The following is an 18,522-nucleotide window of genomic DNA, read 5'->3' as shown; positions in this document are numbered from 1 at the left end:
AGGTGCTTCCGGTGACGCGGTGCTGAAGGGGGCGGCCGCCGGTTTACGGTAGGCCTGCCGCGATCGTCGTACCGGAGAACCCATGCCCGCTGAGACGTCCTTGGACGATGCCCCCGCCGGGGCGGCCGTACCGGCCGAGGCGGTCGCGCCGTTGATGCGGGGCATCACCGTGCTCAACCGGCTGACCGAGGCGGGCGGGACGCTGAGCCCCAGCGGGCTGGAGCGGGCCACCGGCCTCGCCCGGGCCACGGTCGACCGGATCACCGCCACCCTCGCCCGCATGGGATACGTCCGTCTCGACGGCCGGGACGTGGTCCTCGCCCCCCGGCTGATGGAACTCGGCAACGCCTATCTGGCCGCCCTGCGCCTGCCCGACCTGCTGGCCGCACGCGCGGACGCGCTCGCCGACGAGCTGGACGAGTCGGTGTCGCTGGCGGTCGGCGACCGCGACGGCATCCGCTTCATCCACCAGGCCACCCGCCGCCGCGCGATGTCCCTCAGCTTCCGCATCGGCGACCTGCTGCCGGCCGAACGCACCGCGCCCGGCCCGCTGTTCGCGTCCGAGTGGACCGAGGAGGACTGGCGCGGCTGGCGCGCGCGCCGGGCGGCGGACCCGGAGGACCGCGGCTTTCCCGCCGTACCGCCGAGGGAACGCGGGGGCACGGACGGGGAGTTCGAGGCGCGGGCCGCGCAAGCCAGGTCGGACGGCTGGGCGTTGGACGACGAGCTGATCGAAGCGGGCCTGGTCGCGGTCTCCGTGCCCGTACGGGATCCCGCCACCGGCCGCATCGCCTGCGTGGCGAGCGTGGTCAGCCACACGAGCCGCCATACGGCGGCGGATCTGCGCGACACCCTCCTGCCCCGGCTGCGTTCGGCGGTCGCCGACATGGAACGCGCCCTGCGGGACGCCCCGGCCGCGCGGCCGGCACCCGGGCCGCAGCCCTCGGGACTGGCGGCCTGGACGGGGGCGTCGAAGCAGGAACTGGGCCGGGAGTTCGTGGAGTCGCTGGCCCGGGGGCTGACCGTGCTCACGGCGTTCGGCGAGGGCAGGGCGGCGCTGACCCTGACGGAGGTGGCGAGGGCGACCGGGCTGGCCCGGGCCACGGCCCGCCGGGCGCTGATCACGTACGAGCATCTGGGCCTGGTGGTGTCGGGCCCGCGTCCGGCCGCAGAGCCGCGTCCGGCCGGGATCCCGCACCGCGTGTTCGTCCTCACCCCCCGCGTGCTGTCCCTGGGCTTTCCGCTCCTGTCCCGTACGTCCCTCCCCCGCATCGCCGGTCCCCATCTGGCGGATCTGGCCGCGCGCGTCCACGAGTCGGCGTCGCTGGCGGTGCTCACGGGTGACGAGATCCAGTACACGGCCCGGGCGGCCGCGGACCGGGTGATGAGCGTGGACATCACCGTCGGCACCCGTCTGCCGGCGGCGGCCACCTCACTGGGGCGGGTGCTGCTGGCCGACCCGGAGACCACCGCGCGCGGCTACGCCCTGCTCGACGAGGAGTGGGAGGAGGGGCTGCGCTCGATCGCCGTCCCCGTCCACGACCGCACCGGCCGGGTCGTCGCCGCCGCGAACGTGGCCCTGCACGCGGCCCGCCGCACGGCCGAGGAGTGCGTCCGCGACATCCTGCCCGAACTGCGGGCCACGGCGGGGCGGATCGAGGGGGAGATGGCGGTGGCGGGGAGGTTCGTGCGGGTGGCGCTCCACTGAGGGCCGAGGCCCGCCGGGGTCCCGGGCGGGCCGCGCGGACCTCAGACCGCGTACGCCCGGACGGCGCGTCCTTCCCTCAACGTCGCTCCCCACCAGGCGAGTTGGTCCAGCAGCACGGTGGCGGCCTTGGCGGCGCCGTCCTCGTCGTAGGGGCGACCCTGTTCGTCGAACCGTTCCCAGGCCATGGGGAAGCTGACGGTGTCGCGCAGGGTGACGGCGTGCAACTCGGCGAAGACCTGGCGCAGTTGCTCCACCGCACGCTGCCCGCCGGCCATGCCGCCGTAGGCGACGAAGCCGACCGGCTTGGCCCGCCACTCGGCGTAGACCTGGTCGATGGCGAGCTTCAGGCCGGCCGGGTAGCCGTGGTTGTACTCGGGGGTGACGACGACGAAACCGTCGAGTTCGCCGATGCGGGCGGCGAGTCGCGGGCCGCCGTCCGGGGCGCCCGCCCCGTAGAGGCTGAGCCGGAGTTCCTCGGCGAGGACGGGCTCGGCCAGGTCGATGACATGGACCTCCATGTCGTCGCGCCGGCCGGCCTCGGAGACGAACCAGTCGGCGACCTTGTCGGCGAACCGGCCGGGGCGGATGCTGGCGACGAGGACGCCGATCTTGAGCGGGTTCTGGGGCATGGGAGTTCCGTCCCTGGTGTCGGGTACCGGGTGGTGTCGGGTACTGGGCTGCCGGCCCCGGAACGGGGCCACATCAGGAACGTAGAAGCTCGACTTAACTTGAGGTCAAGCCCGGCTCGGCGGCGGCCACTGGTACCGGATCACCGGAATCGGGTCGCTGGTATTGATAGAGGGGATGACTGACACCACTGCGCCGGCGGCGAGCGAGATCCTCACCGATGTCCACCAGGGCGTCGGCAGGATCCGGCTGAACCGCCCCAAGGCCCTCAACGCCCTCACCACATCCATGGTCGCCGCCGTCGACGACACCCTGGCGACCTGGGAAGGCAGCCCCCTCACGGCCGTGGTGCTGTCCAGCACGTCCGCGAAGGCCTTCTGCGCCGGAGGGGACATGCGGGCGATCCGGCAGAACGTGCTCGCCGGTGACGCGGAGGCGAGCGAGCGCTTCTTCGCCACCGAGTACCGGCTCAACGCCCGGATCGCCGAGTACCCCGTCCCGGTCGTGGCCCTGGTCGACGGCATCTGCATGGGCGGCGGCCTCGGCCTGTCCGTCCACGGCCGCTACCGCGTCGTCACCGAGAACACGGTCCTGGCCATGCCCGAGACCGCCCTCGGCTTCTTCCCCGACATCGGCGCCGGCTACTTCCTCCCCCGTCTCCCCGGTGCCCTCGGCATGTACCTGGGCCTCACCGGCCACCGCCTCGACGCGGCCGACGCCCTGTACACCGGACTCGCCACCCACTTCGTGCCCGCCGACCGCGTCCACCTGGTCCCGGAGGCCCTGGCCGCCAACCCCCACACCCCGGTCGACACCGTCCTGAAGGACCTGGGCGACGGCTCGGTGGTGCCGCGCAGCAGGCTGGCGGCGGTACGTCCCGAGGTGGACCGCGCTTTCGGCTCCCCGACCCTCGCCGGCATCAGGGCGGAGCTGCGCCGCCTGGACGGCGCCTGGGCGGCCGGGGCCCTGGCCACCCTGGACGCCGTCTCCCCGCGCAGCCTGGAGATCACCCACGCCCTGCTGACCGCCGGCCGGGACCGCACCCTGCGCGACTGTCTCGCCGCGGACCTCCGCCTCGCCCGGACCACCATCGTCCAACCGGACTTCCTGGAAGGGGTCCGGGCCGTCCTCGTCGACAAGGACCACACCCCCGTGTGGCAGCCGGCCTGAGCACGGTCCGCCGGCCGGCGGGGACGTGGGTCCGGGTCACGGCACGGGCGTGAACTCGGGCAGGGTGAGGGCCGAGTGGACCGGCCGGGCCTGTGCGGCGGGCAGCGTGCGGAGCTTGCGCAGCATGTCGTTGCGCCGCTCCAGGGCCCGGGCGGTGGCCGGGAAGAGAGGGGCGTCGCCCACTCCGACCTGGTCCTGGTTCAGGGTCACGAACGCACGGGTGCCGTGTTCGTAGGCGGCGAAGCCCTCGGCGGCGTCCCGGCCGGCCAGGGAACCGGCGAGCATGTACGCGCCGACGAGCGCCAGGCTCGTGCCCTGCCCGGTGAGGAACGAGGGCGCGTACGCGGCGTCGCCGACCAGCGCGACCCTGCCGCTGGACCAGCGGGGCATACGGATCTGGCCGACCACGTCCACGAACAGGTCGTCCGCGTCGCGCATGGCGGCGATCAGGCCCGGGACCTCCCATCCCGCGTCGGCGAAGACCGCGGCGACCAGGTCCCGTTGGGCTCGCGGGTCCCGGAACGCGTCGTCGGCGGTGGGCGGTTCGGGACGGGCGAAGTTCAGGAAGGCGTGGACTGTGTCGTCGTCCGCCACGGCGTAGAGGGCCGCGGCCCTGCCCGGGGTGTTCCACATCATGATCTCGTGGGAGAGACCGAAGGTGTTGCGCAGGGTGAACACGGCGAAGCAATACCCGAGGTACCGGTGGAACTGCTCCTCGGGGCCGAACAGGAGCTCCCGGGTCCGCGAGTGCAGACCGTCCGCGCCGAACACCATGTCGAACGTACGCCTGGCGCCCCCGTGGAAGGTGACGTCGACGCCGTCGCCCGACTGGTCGAGGGTCTCGACCCAGTCGTCGAAGAGGAACTCCACGTCGTCGCGGACCGCCGCGTGGAGGGCGGCGGTCAGATCGCCGCGCCGCACCTCCAGGTCCCGGCCCGCGGCACTGCCGTCGACGGCGTGCGGGGGGATCGAGGCCACCTCGGCGCCGTCGCCGTCGAGGAAGGTGAACCGACGGGAGTCGACGTGGGCCTCCCGCAGGCGGGGCAGGAGGCCCATCCTCCGGACGACCTCCAGGGCGGTGCCGCGCACGTCGACGGGGTATCCACCGCTGCGTAACGTGCCCGCCTTCTCCACCACGGTGACCGCGTATCCGTAGCGGTTCAGCCAGTACGCGAGGGCGGGACCCGCGATGCCGCCCCCCGATATCAGGACCCGGCGCCTCGGCGTGGTGCGGATGTCGGTCGACCGGTCGGTGGGGGTCATTCCTTGACTCCTTTGGTGAGGCGCCGGACGGCGAGCAGGGACAGTGCCGTGACGACACCGGCGATGAGGAAGCCGGTGACGAAGGCCGATTCGGCCGGGTCGTCCGCTCCGGGGCGGGTCCCGGCGGTGAGGAAGGCGCCGCTGACCTGCGCGCCCGCGGCGAAGCCGATCACGCGGGTCACCAGGACCAGGCTGGTGGCGGTGCCGGTGTTGCCGTGATCGACGGAGGTGGCGGTCCTGACCACCATCGCCGTGACGCAGACACCGCCGGCCAGGGCGATCAGCGTCTTGCCGACGACGAGGTGCCAGACCTCGGTGTGCACGAACGCCATGGCGGTCAGCGTGGCCGTCATGGCGACGATTCCGGCCGTGACCACGGCCCTTGAGCCGAACCGCCGCGCCGCGATCCCGCCGAGCGGCCCGCTGACCGCCCCCGCGACGGTCCCGGGCAACAGGTACCACCCGATGTCGGTGGAGCCGGCCCCGAAGCCGTATCCGTCGGCGGACGCCGCGAACAGCTGCGGGACGAGGAACATCGAGGACGAGGTGCCGACGCAGACGGCGAAGGTGATCACATAGGAGCTCCACATCGCGGGCCTGGCCATCAGCTTCAGATCGACCATCGGCCAGGGTGACCGGCGTTCGACGGAGATCCATCCGGCCACGAGGAGGGCCAGGAGCACGACGAGGGCGCCGAGCACGAGGGGGCGTCCGCCCAACTCGGGTGCCACCAGCAGGCCGAGCATGAGCGTCAGCAGAACACCGCTCAGCAGCACCAGGCCGGGCCAGTCGATCCTGGCGTCCGGCCGGGCCGGCGGGTCGTCCGGCATCAGCCGGTGGACGAACAGGGTCGCCACGACGATCGCGAGCGTCGGTACGGCGAACATCCAGTGCCGGGACAGCCCTTCCGCGAGGGGCCCGGCCATCAGCGTGCCCAGCATGTTGCCGCCGACGAACAACCCGCTGACCAACCCGATGGCCACCGGGGACTCGCCCGTCGGGCGATACTTGCGCACCAGGATGAACGACAGCGGCATCGCGCCCACCATCGCGCCCTCCAGCACCTGACCGAGCAGCAGCACCGGCATGTTCGGCGCCAGCGAGGACACCAGTCCGCCCGCCACGACCACCGCCATCAGCCGGACCATGACCCGTTTCCCGCCGTGGCGGTCACCGAGGTTGCCCGCGACGGGCGCGACGAGAGCACCGGTGATGAGCAGCGCGACGCTGAGAAGAGCCCCTTGGGTGGGGCTCATCGATAACTCGCGTTGCAACAGCGGGAGCGTGGGTGTCACCACCGCCTCCAGGGCCCCGGTGGCGGCGGCCAGCATGCCGAGAGCCCAGACGGCGGCCTTCCCGACGCGGACCGGGGGAGCCAGGGTTGTGGTCATGGACGTCCTTTCCCTCGTTGCGGAGGCGAGCGGGACGGATCCCGGCTCCCCTCTCTTCGCATCCATCCGAAGAACTACACTACACCGTGCAGTGTAGTCAGGTTAGGGTATGGCCATGCCGACCACGAAGACGCTGCGCGAGGGGTCCACGCAGAAGCGGGCCGCCATCCTCACCGCGGCCCGGGAACTGTTCCTCGCCGACGGCTTCGACCGGTCCAGCGTCGACGCCGTCGCCGCCCGGGCCGGGGTGTCCAAGCGGACGGTCTACGACTACTTCGGCGACAAGCAGACGCTGCTGCAGGCCGTCGTCGACGCCATCGGCCAGTCACTGATCAGCACGATCCGGCGCATCCTCGACGACACCCTCACCGGCCTCACCGACGCCGCCGAACTCGAAGACGTCCTGGTCACGTTCTCGATGCGCATCGCGACCGACATGCTCGACTCGGCGGAGTACGCGACGCTGCAACGGCTGGTCCGGGCGCGGTCCGGACATGTCCCCGGCCCGGGTGAGAACCCCATGGCCGACACCCCGGACGAGGCCCTGGCCGAACGGTTCGCCGACTTCGCCGCGGCCGGGCTGCTCGACGTCCCCGACGCCCGGCTCGCCGCCGACCAGTTCATCGCGCTGACCTTCGGCGTCGCGCTCAACCGGTTCGGTTCCGTGAACGCAACGGAGGACAGCCGTGTCCGGCCGCTCATCGTGGCGGGGGTGCGGACCTTTCTCCGGGCGTATCGGACCGGGTCCTGATCGGCCTCACCGGCTTCCCGGAGGCTCGCCTCGGACCATCCCGCCAGGTCGGCGCGCGGCAGTTCTACGCGTCGGCCCCGGGCGGTGCCGCCTGCCCGATGCGCCGAGATGCGGGAGCAGACCATCGAGCGACCATGAGGGCGGGCATCAGCCTCTCCACGATGAAACCCCCAGGTCGAAGACGTGGGGGTTTCATCGTCAGCTTCCGGTGGTCCGTGCCGGTCGAGGCGCTCGACGCGTCACTGGCGGCCGGTGCAGCGGAAGTTGGCGGCGTCGTTCGTGCTGCCGTGTCCGTCGTAGCGGGCCACGGCCGGCCAGCGGCACAGCGGCCTGCTCATGGACCCGTTCTCGGCGCGCAGGGTGGTGGGGGCCTTGCCGTGTTCGACCCACTTCACCAGGGCCGTCAGTGGGTCGGCCGGGGCGGGGCCGGAGCCGCCCCTGCAGTGGCCCACGCCGGGGGCCGTGAAGAGGCGGGCGAACTGCTCGGTCTTCGCCCGGCCGCCCATCGCGGCGGTGACCTGCTCGTAGTACCTGATCGTTCCCTGGGGAGGGATCAACTGGTCGGCCAGGCCGTGCCAAAGGAGCAGTTTGCCGCCGGCGGCGCGGAAGGCGCTCAGGTCGGGGTCGTCCGTGCCGACGACGGGGCCCCACTCCTGACGGGACTGGTCGGCGTAGTGGGTGAAGTTGGCCGTGGTCAGGCTGTGCCAGTCGAAGGAGGGGTCCTTCGCCAGCCAGTAGGTGAACCAGCCCGACGCGAGAGGCGTCGGGACTCCGTCGCCGTTCGCGGTGGCGGCGAGTCTGGCGAACGAGGCGCCGGGCAGGATTCCGTACCACAGGCGGCGACCGTCCGGGCGTCGCGGCCCGTCCCAGATCTTTTTCACCACGGCCGCGTCCTTGGCCGTGACCCGCGCCGCGAACACCGTGACGGTGCTCGGCGGCCCCACCGCACTCATCCACCTGGCCGGCTGGACGCTGCTGACCGACCCGACCTTCGACGCCGCCGGCACCGAATACCAGGACGGCCCGGTCCCGGTCCGCAAGACCGCCGACCCGGCACTGAAGCCCGCACAACTGCCCGCTCTCGACGCCGTCCTGGTCAGCCACACCGGGCATCTGGACAACCTCGACATCGCCGGGCGTACGGTGGCCTCCGCTGCCTCGCAGGTGTTCACCACCGTCGCCGGCGCCCCCGAGCTCGGGGGCGCGGCCGTCGGCCTGGAGCCCTGGCAGACCCGGACCCTGTCGAAGCCGGGCCGCACGCCGCTGAACATCACCGCGGTTCCCGCCCGTCACGGTCCCGCCGGCACCGAGGACATCACCGGTCCGGTCACCGGCTTCCTCCTGCACACCGACGACGGCTCGGCACCGACGGTGTACGTCTCCGGTGACACCGTCGACCTGGACGCGATGAGTGCCCTGGCCGGCCGGTACCGCATCGACGTGGCGCTGCTGCACCTGGGCGCGGCCGGCTTCGAGGCATTCGGTGACATACGACTGTCGCTGACCGCGGACCAGGCCGTCGAGGCCCGCCGCCTGCTCGGCGACCCCCTCGTGGTGGCCGTGCACGCCGAGGGCTGGGCGCACTACACCGAGGACCGCGGCCACGTACAGCAGGTCTTCGACGCCGCCGGCGCCCCCCTGCACTGGCCCACCCCGGGCCGGCCCGTCCCCCTGCCGGACCAGCACACCCGCTGACACCTCACCCAGGGCCGCCGACCCGCCCGTCCGCGACGAAGAAACGAAACGACAAGGAAAGAACATGAAGCCGGAAGCCGTGCACGAGCGCTTCGCCCAGTACCTCAAGGACCGCGACCTCGACGGACTGGGTTCCCTCTTCGACGAAGAGCCATGTTCGTACCGGGACCAGGACAGAAGCCGGTCTACGGCAGGGAAGCCATCAAGGAAGCGCTGAAGCCCTACCTCGCCTCGCCCAGCACCATGGAGGTGGTGGCCGCGTCGGTCCATCAGAACGGCGACCTGGCGACGGTCCAGCCGTCCTGGCGGATCACGAGCGAGAGCGGCATCGTGGAAGGAAAGGCGGTCGAGGTGATGAGGAGGACGAGCGAGGGGGACTGGGTCTACATCATCGACAACCCCTACGGCGTCTGATCCTCGTCATCCCGGCATCACCGCCGGGCGACGGAACCTCGGCACGGCAGCGGCGGCCGCATCGTCTTTCTCGATGCGGCCGCCACTTGCTGTCCGGCGCCGGCGACACGGTCATGATCGGGTGCGGTCCGGGCGCGGTTGGCCGGTGAGGGTGAGCAGGTCTGCCGGGTTCAGCGCGAACGGCTCACGACTGGTGCGGCGAGCCTCCCTCACGGCGGGCCGTCCGGAATCGGGGCCGGGACGACAGCAGAGGGCCGGTCACCGGGCGGACTCCGGGGCGGCTGCCGGTTGTTCGGCCTCGGAACCGGACGGGACGCCGATGCGCAACGGCCCGGGCCGCTGTGCTCTGTCCATGCGGGCCAGGGTGAGCGCGGCACTCATGGCCAGAACGACGAGGGCGGCGCCCGAGAGGAGGAAGGCGTCCTGGACTCCGGTGAGTGCGATGGTGGTCGAGGCCACGAAGGGGGAAACGGCCAGGGCCCCGGCCACTCCGGCCTCCCACAGACCCAAGGCCTTCGCCAGATGGTGACTCGGTATGCGCTGCTGCACCAGTGCGATCAGCGGGATGTCCGTGAGGGCCGAGGCCAGCCCGGTGGCGATCAGGAGCACCACGGCCCCGGCGGTGGAGGTGACGATCCCGAGCGGCGCACGGAAGATTCCGAGCAGGGCCCAGGCCAGCACCGCCACCAGGGCGAGTCTGCGCATCCGCAGGCCGGCCAGCACGAGCGCCCCCGCCACCTCCGCGACCCCGGCGACGCCCAGCAACAGGCCGTAGCGGCCGCCCTGCCCGACGACCGCGACCAGCCCCACCGTCAGGAAACCACTGGTCAGAGCGAGGGCGAGCACGAAGGTCACGATGACCACCAGCACGTCGGGAGCGGCCCGAACGGCCCTGAGCCCGGCGGCGAGATCGGCCCACAGCCCCACCTGCCCCGCGGCCGGGACGGGACGGGTCACGCGGATGGCGGCCACGGCGCCCGCCGAGCCCAGGAAGGTCAGTCCGTCGACCACCAGCGCCGCCCGCATGGAGCCGTAGGCCAGCAGCGGCGCGAGCATGAGCGGGCCGACGAAGAAGGCGGCCCGGAAGGCGACCTGCAGCAGGCCGTTGGCCTGTTGCAGACGGTCGGCCGGGACGATCTGCGTGACGATGGCGTTGCGGGCCGGGGCGAACGGGGCGCCGATCAGGGCCAGCAGCGCCGTTGTCACCACGAGCAGGGGCAGGTTCAGCAGACCGAGGGACAGCAACACCGCGGCCACCGCCACCACGGCGACCCGGGCCAGATCGGTGGCGATCATCAGCTTGCGGCGGTCGTAACGGTCGGCGTACGAGGCGGACACGAACGTGGCCAGGAACGCGGGCGCGAACGCGGACACGCTGACCACGGCGACGGCCGTCGGGTCCTTCGTCAGCGACCAGGCCAGCCAGGCGGTCGCGGCGGTGTACAGGCCGTCGCCGAAGCGTGAGACGGCCTGGCCGACGAAGAGAAACAGGAAGTCGCGGTCCCTGAGCAGTGACATGCCGCCACTGTCGGATCTCCTCCGGCACCTGATCCACTTATTAGGCAGATGGCTAATCAATGGGGTCGGTGGTGTGGAGAAAGCTCTCCAGGCTGGGAGCGAGACCCGCCACCTGCCCGGGCACGAGCCGGTACAGGACGTAGTAGCCCTCACGGCGGCGTTCGAGCAGGCCCGCGTCCGCAAGGACGCGCAGGTGCTTGGACAGGGCGGCCTCGCTGACGCCGACCAGCGGGGCCAACTCCTGGGTACTGCGCGGGCGTTCGGCGATCAGCCGGAGGGCGCGCAGGCGGGTGTCGTCGGCGAGCGCGCGGAGCATGCCGACGAGCTGTGCGGGAGGGATCCTGGGGCGGGCTTCCCGGGCGATCGACGAGACGGGAAAGACGAGCCCGAGGGGCCAGGGGCCGTCGCAGTTGACCCGGACGTGCGGCCACACATACGCGCTGGGGGCGAGCAGCAGGGTGTCGTCCGGGCCGATGGCGACCTCGTGGTCGTGGGGGCGCTCCAGCCAGAAGCGTTCGGTCTGCCGGTCGATGCGCACCTCCGGCCACAGGCCGCGGAGCATGCCGTACAGACCGCGCTGTTCGATCTGATGCCCGGCCTCGCTCACCCCCGCGGCCAACTCCGGTTCGATCCGCGCCCATTCCTCCTCGAACGCCTCCCGCCAATAACGCTCCAGCATGCTCAGGAACCTTTCGAGGAGGGCGCGGGGGTCGTCCAGGAGCATCGCGGCCATCGCTTCATCGCTTTCCCGCGCGAGACGCTCCCGCAGCAGGGCGCGTACGTCCGGTTCCCGCAGCACGTGAGGATCCCGGCCCTCGCCGCCGCCCGGCCACGGCGACAACAGCGGGACGGCGAACTCCAGCCGGACCAGCTCCGGGTCCGCCGTACGCAGGCCGGCCAACTCGCTGCCGAAGTCCGCCAGCCCACCGGTCGGCCGCGGAAAGAGGAACTCGGGAAAGTACGAGCGCACCGCGTAGGAGAACGCCTCGATCTCCCGCTTCAGCGCCGGCGACAGCTTGCGCATCGCCCGCACCCAGCCGTGCTGGACGGGGTGGTGCTTGGGCTCCACCAGCACATGAAGGCTCAGTACGGCTTCCATCGTCGGCGAGTAGGCGAACCCCACCCGCTCCGCACCACCGGCAGGCACCCGGAACACGATCGTCATGACCCGCCATCCTCGCCGCCCGGCGCCCCCGGAGGGAGCCTGCCGCGCGAGAGGCCCACCACAGGTCAGAGGCACTCCAGCTCGCCGCCCCGACCTCCTGCCCCCAGACAGAGGACCCTCACTGGCGCGCATCCGCTAAGCTACCCTGGTCAGTCGTTGGTACGTGACGTTGTCTGCTCAAATGACCCGGCGGAGAGCGTCGCACCACATCTGACCAGCGGGCTTGCGCTCCTCGTCGAAGATCCACACCCTGGATTTTCAACAAGGCTTCCCACAAGCCCCCGCCTTCGTAGCTCAGGGGATAGAGCACCGCTCTCCTAAAGCGGGTGTCGCAGGTTCGAATCCTGCCGGGGGCACAGTGCGTTACCGCTCTGACCTGAGGTTTCTCCCTCAGGGAGGGGTTTTACTCGGCCTCGGACTCCTCGTCCGGGGCCGTTTGCGTGAGCGGGCGGAGCGCCAAGACCCACGCGCGCCGCAAAGTCCCTACGCCCCGCACGCCCTGGCTCCGACCTTCCCGGACAAAGCATGAAGCGGCTGCCGAGGAGGCGGCAGCCGAGGCACCCACCCGCAACACACAGGACATGGCATACTTGAAGTATGGCAACTCGGAAGATCACTATCACCGTGCCGGAAGAGCTGGTGGAATCGATCAAAGAACGTGTCGATGCGCGCGGGGTGTCCAGTTACATTGCGGCCGCCGCCGCTCATCAGGACGCCATGGACCGACTGCGCGAGCTGGCTGAACGCCTCGAAGAAGAGCACGGCGCCGTGACGGACGAGGAGCAGCAAGCGGCGCTGGACCGTATCGCCGAGATTGACGGCTGGCACGACGAGCAGCACTCGCATTCAGACGAGACAGCGTGAACCGCATCCCCCGAGCGAAAATGCACCGGCCGCGACAGCGCGTCTTCGTGTTCGACTCCGAGGCCCTCTCCAAGGCGGTTCACGGCGATCGGGAGATGGCCGCGCTGATCAAAACGGCTCCGCGGCTCGGCATCCCGATCATCACGTCGGCGCTCACGACCTTGGAAGCATGGGACCCTCGCGAAACGTCGAAGCAGGCGCTGTGGAACTGGACGCTGTCCCGGATCCGCGTCGTACACACGGACGACCAGGTGATCGCCATGGCGCGCGACATGCTGAAGGCGGCCGGTCTACATGGTCACAAGTACGCCATCGACGCCATCCTGGCGGCTGCGGCAGGGCGGGAAGCCGTGCAAGGAGCTGAGGCAACCGTCTTCACGTCCGACACCGACGACATGACTCAACTCCTCGCGGGACACTCCGTGCGAGTCGAGAAGGTCTGACGACTCGCCGCCCGCACCTCACTCCGACGACTCGCCGGCTCCCGACTGACCACCGGCCGTACGCCGATGGGATCCTCCGCTACCTGTGGTCAAGCCGACCGCCGGGACTAAGAAGCCACGCGCTCTCCACAAGCCGCGGGGACAGGAGGACACCGGCCCGGAACCAGCCGTCACCGGCCTCGCCGAGCATAGTGGACAGTCGGTCGCGCCGCCGTTAACCCCGCAGGCGGCTCCGCGTTGTTGACGGAGGCGATCAGATACGGATCGATCTGAAGCCAGAAGGCGTCACCGTCCCATTGGACCGCTCCGTCGAATCCCATCGCAGCAGCATGACGCGTCCATGGTCATCCGGCAGGGACGAGGCAGCGCCTTGCCTGGCAGGGCGGCACACGCGCGCGTGAGCGAACAGGCAGTCGTCAACGACGAGGAGAACTTCGGCCTCGTCTTCGACAACGTCTTCGCGGACAAGATGGCCGACCACATCGACACCATCGCGGGCATGGGTCGCCAGTACTTCGGCCCCGACAAGGGCTTCAAGTCCAGCCTGGACCGCAGCGCCCGCAAGGCGGCCTGGCGGATGATCCGCCGCGAGGAGGGCCTGGACGACGGGGTCTGATGCGTACGCCCTGGCTTGAGGGGGAGCGCGGCTTCGGCTATGCGGAGGGGTCGGGGGTTTCGGGGGAGGGCGGCAGGGGGTCGGCGACGAAAGTCCCCAGCCCGACCTCGCCCCGCGTCCACCCCTGCTCCCGTACGTGCCGCATCGCCTTCGCCGCCGTCGCATTAACCACGCCGAACTCCTGGGCGATCTCCAGAGTGGACGGCACGCGGCTTCCCGGCGGATACGTGCCCTTCTCGATACGCCGGATGATCTCCGCTGCGATCTGCCGCCACAGCGGGCGTGTGCGGTCAAGCTCCATGACATCAGCGTGGGTGACCACAGCATTCCACGCATCCGTGGTTATCTACGGTTATCCACGCTATCTTGGTTTCGCAACGCAAAGCGGCCCCGACGGGAAGCGGCTACTTCCCTACCGGGGCCTCAGCCGACTGATTGGGAGTCGACCTATGCGCAGCCTACTGGCCGCGATTCTGACCCTCCTCCTGCCCGCCCGCGGTACCCACCGCCCCGCGGCACCCCCACCACCACTGCCCCTCACCCCCTGTCCGCCCGCTCCGGAACCCCCGCCCGTGATCACGCGTCCGCACCAGGCGGATCTCATCACCGCCGACGGCCTGCCCCTGGTCCGGCCGTACGTCGTCGAGTGGGAGCGTGAGCGGGACGAACGGGACCGGCGGCGTCTTCAGCGCGAGCGGCGCCGGGCTGCGGTCCTGGCGACGCTGGGGCAGGACTACGTTCCGGTTCCGTGGGAGGTCGCCGTATGAGCACGAGTACGCCGCGTCTGCGCAACCTCGGCCTCGACCCGGCCACCGGCAAGGAGGCTCTGGCGGTCACGCGCCCCGGCGGCCGCCTTGAAGAGCTGGCCGACGCGCACGCCCTGAAGGCCGCCGCAGTCCTGGTGACGGTCGTCGGCGCAGTGCTGGAGGTGGGGAAGGCGTCGGACGCCGAACTCGCCGCCTTCGTAACGCCGTTGCACGCCGCGCTCGAAGAATGCGTCGGCATCATGGCGGCTGGCGAGGAGTGACGGCGTACGCAAGTCGGCCGCAGGGCCGGTGGCAGCTTCTGGTCTCCCCCGCCATCGCCCGCTCCACCGCTCTGCTCGAAAGCGAGGACGAGGACGACTAGGAGACGGCGGAGGGCTTCCGCGCCGACCTCAACGACTACGCCAGGAAGTACGGCGACCTGGCGGATGATCCGCCGCGAGGAGGGGCTGGACGACGACAGCTGATGCGTGTGCCCCGGCTGGAAACTCTGGCCGGGGCATCCCTTGGAGGACATCGTGAGCACACAGCCCGACCACGGCACAGAGCTGATCCCGCGCCCCGCGCGGACCCCCGAGGCCCTCCGGGCCGCCCTTGCCGCCATCGCGCCGGAGCGGCTGCCGGAAATGGACGCCGATCAGCGCAAGGCCGTCGCCGCCGTCATCGAGCAGAGCAGCATCAAGCCCCTCCAGCTCTTCATGATCGCGTGGGCCGCCAACATCGAAATCGAGCGGTTTCCCGAGGCGGCGCGTGAGTTGCGCCGCGCCGAGTACATGGCCAACGCCGCCGAGACTCTTGAAGAAAGCCGCCGCTACGTAAGGATCTCCGGCGACATCATCCGCGCCGCGTACAAGGCGGTGTCCGAGTGACCTGGAGATGGGAGTACGACCCTGGCGAGAAGTACGTGGCCGGCGGAGCTCCGCCGGCCTTCATCGCCGAGGTCGAGAAGAAAGCCGACGAGTTGATCCGCGCCGCTGAAACAGGGACGCCGGGCCGACCGGCGCGCCCGACCCCACGGGCGTGTTCCGTCGCCCGTTCGCGCCCCGCGCCCGCGCCCAGGCCCCGGCGCCCGGCGGTCGGGGCCGACGGCCGTCCTCCCGGGGGCCCCGCCGGTGCCCGTCCCCGCCCGGCTGCGCGAGGACATCAAGGAGGCGTACGCGCATTCCGACGCCCTGCTGGAGGAGGAGCGGTTCGCGCAGGCCGCCGAGGTGCTCGGCGAGGTCATCGCACCCGCCGCCCTCGCGCTCGGCTCCGAGAGCAGGCAGGTCCTGGCGCTGCGGCGCCAGCGGGCGGCGATCCGCCTCCTCGGCGGCGACTACCGGGCCGCCCTGCCCGAGTTCGACGCCCTCGCCGACGCCTACGCCCGTATCGCCGGGCCCACCGGCGAGCAGGCCCGCGCCTGCCGCGCCCAGGCGGCCCGGTGCCGCGCCGAGCTCGGCCAGGTCACCGACGCGCTGGCCGCGCTCCAGGGTGTGCTGAACGTCGTGCGGGCCGTCGACAGCGACGTGAGCGAGGAAGCCGTGGAGCTGCGGCACAACATCGGGATGCTGCTGCTCGCCCAGGGCCGGACCGCCGAGGCGCGGCAGGTCCTCGAACCGCTCCACCAGGACATGTGCATGGTGTTCGGCCCGGAGGACGAGATGACCGTCGAGATCGCCGAGGCGCTCGCCGTGATCCGCCTCAACCTCGACGGTTCGGCTTCCTGACCCGCTTCCTCCAGAATCGGCATCGCCAAAAACCATGCTGCTCTGCGGCCGAGGGTTTCGCGACGGCCACGTCGCCGGGTGGTTCAGCGCTCACCGGTGTGACCGTCAGGCCAGTGGTGCCGCCGGCCGTGTTCCGATCCTCTGGTGAGGAGTCCACCGCGCCGGTCTCCCACTTGTCGTGGGCTTGCTGGACGGATGTCGGCCGACGGGAGGGAGCGTGCGCGAGATCAGCGTGCCGGAAGGACGGCAGACAGTACGCTGAATCCAGCGGGATCGGGCCCGCAGCACAGTGTCCGGGAGGTGCTTCATGACGGCCGAGATGGTGGCCCCGGCGTGGATGCATGAGCAGATCACGGCGGAGGAGTACGACTCCTGGTCCGAGGAGCAGTGCGCCGGGATCGAGATCGTGGACGGGATGGTCGTCGTGAGTCCGAGTGCGTCCAAGCGGCACCACCGGCTGGCGCGGATTCTGGCGAACGCCCTGGATGCCGCCGCGGGCCCGGAGTGGAACGCCGACACGGACTTCGACGTCCGGCTTCAGGACGTTCCGCTCACCAATCGCCGCCCTGACGTCGTCGTGTACCGCGCAGACACGATCGACATCACCCCGACCCGCCCTGAGCACGTGCTGCTGGTCGCGGAGGTGGTGTCGCCGGGCTCGGAGACCACCGACCGGATCGTGAAGGTCGACCAGTACGCCAAGGCGGGCATCGGCTTCTACTGGCGGATCGAGCAGGCCGCGACAGGCGTTCCTCTCGTGTACACCTATGTTCTCGACCCGGCGACGAAGACTTACCGGGAGGGAGACGTGTTCACGGGCGTCCTCAAGGTAGTAGCCCCCTTCCCGGTGGAGATCGACCTCGGCCAGGTCTGAACCACGCGCTGCTCAGCACAGGGGAAACAGCACCGCGCGGCAGCACCAGGCACCGCCCGGCAAGGATTCGATCCCACTCCTGAAGCGGGTGTCGCAGGTTCGAATCCTGCCGGGGACACAGTGCGAGGCGAGGCCCTCCCCCGTCAGGTCAGGCTGAACTTTTCGGCGTGGATCTGTTGGGTGGGGACGTGCAGGTCTCGGAGGGTGGTGAGCACGGTGCTGGTCATGGCGGGTGGGCCGCAGACGTATACGTCGCGTTCGGTGATGTCGGGGACCAGGCGGTGCAGGTTGTCCGGGGCGAAGGGCGGGGTGGCGTTGTCGCGGGTTCGGCCGGTGAGGAGGTGGAGTCGGCCGCCGTGGAGGGCCAGGAGGTGACGTACTTCGTTCAGCAGAACGGCGTCGGCCTCGCTGCGTACGCGGTACAGCACGACGACGTCGCCGGTCGGCTGCTCCTCCAGCATGGCGCGTACGGGTGTGATGCCCACGCCGCCCGCGATCAGGAGGGTGCCGGGCCGGGTTCGGTGGAGTGAGGTGAAGGCGCCGTACGGGCCCTCGACGAAGGCTCGGGTGCCGGTCGGGATGTTCCGGAGGCCGGCGCTGGTGCTGCCGACCGCCTTCGCCGTGAGGCGGAGTCCCTGGGTGCCCGGCGCCGCGGACAGGGAGAAGGGGTTGGCCGACCACCAGTGGTTGTGTCCGGGGAACCGCCAGATGCAGAACTGGCCGGCGCGGGCCGGGAGTTTGTCGAGGTGGCGGCCGGTGACGTACACGGAGACCACGGTGTCCGACTCCGGTACCACGGCGGCGACGGTGAACCGGTGGTAGGCGTTGCGCCACAGCGGCATGACGACCCGCCCGGTCAGCAGGGCGCCGAAGGCGAGCAGCCAGAGGGCCCACCAGTAGGCCGTGGCGAACGCGGAGGAGGTGAACGTCGTGGTCTCCAGCAGCTGGTGGACGAACGACAGGCCCAGGGCGACGTAGAGCAGCAGGTGCAGGCCGTGCCAGACCTCGTAGCGCAGTCGTCGGCGCAGGGACCGGGTGGAGGTCACGGCGACCACGAGGACGGTGGCGGCGGCCCACATGCCCAGCAGGGAGGCCGGTACGCCGCTCAGTGCGACGAACGTCTTCGCCATGGACGTGTCGTCGAGGGTCGCGTAGCCGAGCACCACCAGCGTGGCGTGGGTGAGGATCGTCCAGAGCAGGGTGAAGCCGAGCCAGCGGTGCCACACCGTGAGCCGGTCCATCCCGATCCGGCGGTCCAGCCAGGGCAGCCGGGCCACCAGCAGGAGTTGGAACAGCAACAGCAGGGCCGCGTGCACTCCGAAGAACTTGGCGACCGTGAGGACGTCGTTCTTGCCCGAACCGGCGTTGAGGAACAGCGTCTCGACGATCACCACGTTGACGAGGACGAACGTCCACATCGCCCAGCGTGCCGCCCGCACCGGAAGCACGGTGCGTGTGCGCACCGTGTTGCTCGCCGTCGTCATGGTCGCCCCACATCCCCCCGGGGCCACGGCACCCGTGACCCGTATGCGCAAACCTACGAAGATCGAGTG

The 18,522-nt window shown here is 70.9% G+C and carries 20 protein-coding genes, 1 tRNA gene and 1 pseudogene; 14 read left to right on the top strand and 8 right to left on the bottom strand.

Features of this window, described 5'->3' with window-relative positions; translation table 11 throughout:
* The first annotated feature begins 82 nt into the window (after positions 1–82).
* Positions 83–1,708 carry an IclR family transcriptional regulator domain-containing protein gene (locus K4B79_RS25295; RefSeq protein ID WP_232029194.1) on the top strand — a complete coding sequence of 542 codons (1,626 nt, stop codon included), beginning with the start codon at positions 83–85 and terminating at the stop codon, positions 1,706–1,708.
* Positions 1,709–1,749: 41 nt separating this feature from the next.
* Here the strand turns inward: K4B79_RS25295 and K4B79_RS25290 are convergent, their stop codons facing one another.
* Positions 1,750–2,337 (bottom strand): NADPH-dependent FMN reductase, encoded by a 588-nt coding sequence (locus tag K4B79_RS25290; protein ID WP_232029193.1) that lies wholly within the window; start codon positions 2,335–2,337, stop codon positions 1,750–1,752.
* A 175-nt stretch (positions 2,338–2,512) separates the two neighbouring features.
* On the opposite strand from K4B79_RS25290, the gene K4B79_RS25285 reads away from it, so the two are divergent.
* The gene (locus tag K4B79_RS25285) at positions 2,513–3,505 is read left to right on the top strand and encodes an enoyl-CoA hydratase/isomerase family protein (RefSeq protein ID WP_232029192.1); all 993 of its coding nucleotides are present in this window, start codon (positions 2,513–2,515) and stop codon (positions 3,503–3,505) included.
* A gap of 36 nt (positions 3,506–3,541) precedes the next feature.
* Here K4B79_RS25285 and K4B79_RS25280 read toward each other — a convergent pair whose 3' ends face one another.
* Both K4B79_RS25280 and K4B79_RS25275 read right to left on the bottom strand, forming a co-directional pair.
* A complete protein-coding gene (locus K4B79_RS25280; RefSeq protein WP_232029191.1) occupies positions 3,542–4,768 on the bottom strand; it encodes an FAD-dependent monooxygenase in 1,227 nt (408 codons plus the stop codon).
* The gene (locus K4B79_RS25275; protein ID WP_232029190.1) at positions 4,765–6,159 is read right to left on the bottom strand and encodes an MFS transporter; all 1,395 of its coding nucleotides are present in this window, start codon (positions 6,157–6,159) and stop codon (positions 4,765–4,767) included. The genes K4B79_RS25280 and K4B79_RS25275 overlap by 4 nt, the downstream gene beginning before the upstream one ends.
* Before the next feature lie 115 nt (positions 6,160–6,274).
* On the opposite strand from K4B79_RS25275, the gene K4B79_RS25270 reads away from it, so the two are divergent.
* Positions 6,275–6,910, top strand: coding sequence for a TetR/AcrR family transcriptional regulator (locus K4B79_RS25270; protein ID WP_232029189.1), 636 nt, complete (start codon positions 6,275–6,277; stop codon positions 6,908–6,910).
* Between the two features lie 239 nt (positions 6,911–7,149).
* Here K4B79_RS25270 and K4B79_RS25265 read toward each other — a convergent pair whose 3' ends face one another.
* A complete protein-coding gene (locus K4B79_RS25265) occupies positions 7,150–7,794 on the bottom strand; it encodes a tannase/feruloyl esterase family alpha/beta hydrolase (RefSeq protein ID WP_232029188.1) in 645 nt (214 codons plus the stop codon).
* A 16-nt stretch (positions 7,795–7,810) separates the two neighbouring features.
* Here K4B79_RS25265 and K4B79_RS25260 point away from each other — a divergent pair, with 16 nt between their 5' ends.
* Both K4B79_RS25260 and K4B79_RS25255 read left to right on the top strand, forming a co-directional pair.
* The gene (locus K4B79_RS25260) at positions 7,811–8,605 is read left to right on the top strand and encodes an MBL fold metallo-hydrolase (protein ID WP_232029420.1); all 795 of its coding nucleotides are present in this window, start codon (positions 7,811–7,813) and stop codon (positions 8,603–8,605) included.
* Between the two features lie 153 nt (positions 8,606–8,758).
* Positions 8,759–9,019 carry a YybH family protein gene (locus K4B79_RS25255; protein WP_232029187.1) on the top strand — a complete coding sequence of 87 codons (261 nt, stop codon included), beginning with the start codon at positions 8,759–8,761 and terminating at the stop codon, positions 9,017–9,019.
* 258 nt (positions 9,020–9,277) lie between these two features.
* Here K4B79_RS25255 and K4B79_RS25250 read toward each other — a convergent pair whose 3' ends face one another.
* Positions 9,278–10,537: an MFS transporter gene (locus tag K4B79_RS25250; RefSeq protein ID WP_232029186.1), complete on the bottom strand. Its 1,260-nt coding sequence runs from the start codon at positions 10,535–10,537 to the stop codon at positions 9,278–9,280.
* A gap of 52 nt (positions 10,538–10,589) precedes the next feature.
* Complete coding sequence (locus K4B79_RS25245; protein WP_232029185.1) at positions 10,590–11,702, bottom strand: ArsR/SmtB family transcription factor; 1,113 nt, start codon at positions 11,700–11,702, stop codon at positions 10,590–10,592.
* Between the two features lie 283 nt (positions 11,703–11,985).
* On the opposite strand from K4B79_RS25245, the gene K4B79_RS25240 reads away from it, so the two are divergent.
* The 4 genes and pseudogenes from K4B79_RS25240 to K4B79_RS25225 form a co-directional block, all read left to right on the top strand.
* A tRNA-Arg gene (locus K4B79_RS25240) sits at positions 11,986–12,058 on the top strand.
* 241 nt (positions 12,059–12,299) lie between these two features.
* Positions 12,300–12,566 carry a ribbon-helix-helix domain-containing protein gene (locus K4B79_RS25235; protein WP_232029184.1) on the top strand — a complete coding sequence of 89 codons (267 nt, stop codon included), beginning with the start codon at positions 12,300–12,302 and terminating at the stop codon, positions 12,564–12,566.
* Positions 12,563–13,009 carry a hypothetical protein gene (locus tag K4B79_RS25230; protein ID WP_232029183.1) on the top strand — a complete coding sequence of 149 codons (447 nt, stop codon included), beginning with the start codon at positions 12,563–12,565 and terminating at the stop codon, positions 13,007–13,009. Before K4B79_RS25235 ends, K4B79_RS25230 begins: the two co-directional genes overlap by 4 nt.
* A gap of 403 nt (positions 13,010–13,412) precedes the next feature.
* Positions 13,413–13,625, top strand: a pseudogene (locus K4B79_RS25225) (hypothetical protein); the annotation flags it as partial.
* A gap of 37 nt (positions 13,626–13,662) precedes the next feature.
* Here K4B79_RS25225 and K4B79_RS25220 read toward each other — a convergent pair.
* Positions 13,663–13,926, bottom strand: coding sequence for a GntR family transcriptional regulator (locus tag K4B79_RS25220; RefSeq protein WP_232029182.1), 264 nt, complete (start codon positions 13,924–13,926; stop codon positions 13,663–13,665).
* Positions 13,927–14,074: 148 nt separating this feature from the next.
* On the opposite strand from K4B79_RS25220, the gene K4B79_RS25215 reads away from it, so the two are divergent.
* From K4B79_RS25215 to K4B79_RS25195, 5 genes are all read left to right on the top strand, one after another.
* Positions 14,075–14,392, top strand: a complete 318-nt coding sequence (locus K4B79_RS25215; RefSeq protein WP_232029181.1) for a hypothetical protein — start codon at positions 14,075–14,077, stop codon at positions 14,390–14,392.
* Positions 14,389–14,652, top strand: a complete 264-nt coding sequence (locus tag K4B79_RS25210; protein WP_232029180.1) for a hypothetical protein — start codon at positions 14,389–14,391, stop codon at positions 14,650–14,652. The genes K4B79_RS25215 and K4B79_RS25210 overlap by 4 nt, the downstream gene beginning before the upstream one ends.
* 255 nt (positions 14,653–14,907) lie before the next feature.
* Complete coding sequence (locus K4B79_RS25205; protein ID WP_232029179.1) at positions 14,908–15,258, top strand: hypothetical protein; 351 nt, start codon at positions 14,908–14,910, stop codon at positions 15,256–15,258.
* A 243-nt stretch (positions 15,259–15,501) separates the two neighbouring features.
* A complete protein-coding gene (locus K4B79_RS48350; RefSeq protein WP_232029178.1) occupies positions 15,502–16,095 on the top strand; it encodes a tetratricopeptide repeat protein in 594 nt (197 codons plus the stop codon).
* A gap of 307 nt (positions 16,096–16,402) precedes the next feature.
* Positions 16,403–16,969 (top strand): Uma2 family endonuclease, encoded by a 567-nt coding sequence (locus K4B79_RS25195; protein WP_232029177.1) that lies wholly within the window; start codon positions 16,403–16,405, stop codon positions 16,967–16,969.
* A gap of 143 nt (positions 16,970–17,112) precedes the next feature.
* On the opposite strand, the gene K4B79_RS25190 is transcribed toward K4B79_RS25195, so the two are convergent.
* On the bottom strand, positions 17,113–18,453 hold the full coding sequence (locus tag K4B79_RS25190; RefSeq protein ID WP_232029176.1) for a ferredoxin reductase family protein: 1,341 nt from the start codon (positions 18,451–18,453) through the stop codon (positions 17,113–17,115).
* Positions 18,454–18,522 lie beyond the last annotated feature (69 nt).

The sequence above is a fragment of the Streptomyces lincolnensis genome, assembly GCF_021173675.1.
In the GTDB taxonomy this organism is placed as follows: Bacteria; Actinomycetota; Actinomycetes; order Streptomycetales; family Streptomycetaceae; genus Streptomyces; species Streptomyces lincolnensis_B.
The sequence above is the reverse complement of the archived record's forward strand: the minus strand, read 5'-3'. Positions and strand labels throughout refer to the sequence as shown.

Coding starts and splice junctions, on each gene's coding strand:
- K4B79_RS25295 (WP_232029194.1), top strand. CDS start 83: ATGCCCGCTGAGACGTCCTTGGACGATGCCCCCGCCGGGGCGGCCGTA.
- K4B79_RS25290 (WP_232029193.1), bottom strand. CDS start 2,337: ATGCCCCAGAACCCGCTCAAGATCGGCGTCCTCGTCGCCAGCATCCGC.
- K4B79_RS25285 (WP_232029192.1), top strand. CDS start 2,513: ATGACTGACACCACTGCGCCGGCGGCGAGCGAGATCCTCACCGATGTC.
- K4B79_RS25280 (WP_232029191.1), bottom strand. CDS start 4,768: ATGACCCCCACCGACCGGTCGACCGACATCCGCACCACGCCGAGGCGC.
- K4B79_RS25275 (WP_232029190.1), bottom strand. CDS start 6,159: ATGACCACAACCCTGGCTCCCCCGGTCCGCGTCGGGAAGGCCGCCGTC.
- K4B79_RS25270 (WP_232029189.1), top strand. CDS start 6,275: ATGCCGACCACGAAGACGCTGCGCGAGGGGTCCACGCAGAAGCGGGCC.
- K4B79_RS25255 (WP_232029187.1), top strand. CDS start 8,759: ATGTTCGTACCGGGACCAGGACAGAAGCCGGTCTACGGCAGGGAAGCC.
- K4B79_RS25250 (WP_232029186.1), bottom strand. CDS start 10,537: ATGTCACTGCTCAGGGACCGCGACTTCCTGTTTCTCTTCGTCGGCCAG.
- K4B79_RS25245 (WP_232029185.1), bottom strand. CDS start 11,702: ATGACGATCGTGTTCCGGGTGCCTGCCGGTGGTGCGGAGCGGGTGGGG.
- K4B79_RS25235 (WP_232029184.1), top strand. CDS start 12,300: ATGGCAACTCGGAAGATCACTATCACCGTGCCGGAAGAGCTGGTGGAA.
- K4B79_RS25220 (WP_232029182.1), bottom strand. CDS start 13,926: ATGGAGCTTGACCGCACACGCCCGCTGTGGCGGCAGATCGCAGCGGAG.
- K4B79_RS25215 (WP_232029181.1), top strand. CDS start 14,075: ATGCGCAGCCTACTGGCCGCGATTCTGACCCTCCTCCTGCCCGCCCGC.
- K4B79_RS25210 (WP_232029180.1), top strand. CDS start 14,389: ATGAGCACGAGTACGCCGCGTCTGCGCAACCTCGGCCTCGACCCGGCC.
- K4B79_RS25195 (WP_232029177.1), top strand. CDS start 16,403: ATGACGGCCGAGATGGTGGCCCCGGCGTGGATGCATGAGCAGATCACG.
- K4B79_RS25190 (WP_232029176.1), bottom strand. CDS start 18,453: ATGACGACGGCGAGCAACACGGTGCGCACACGCACCGTGCTTCCGGTG.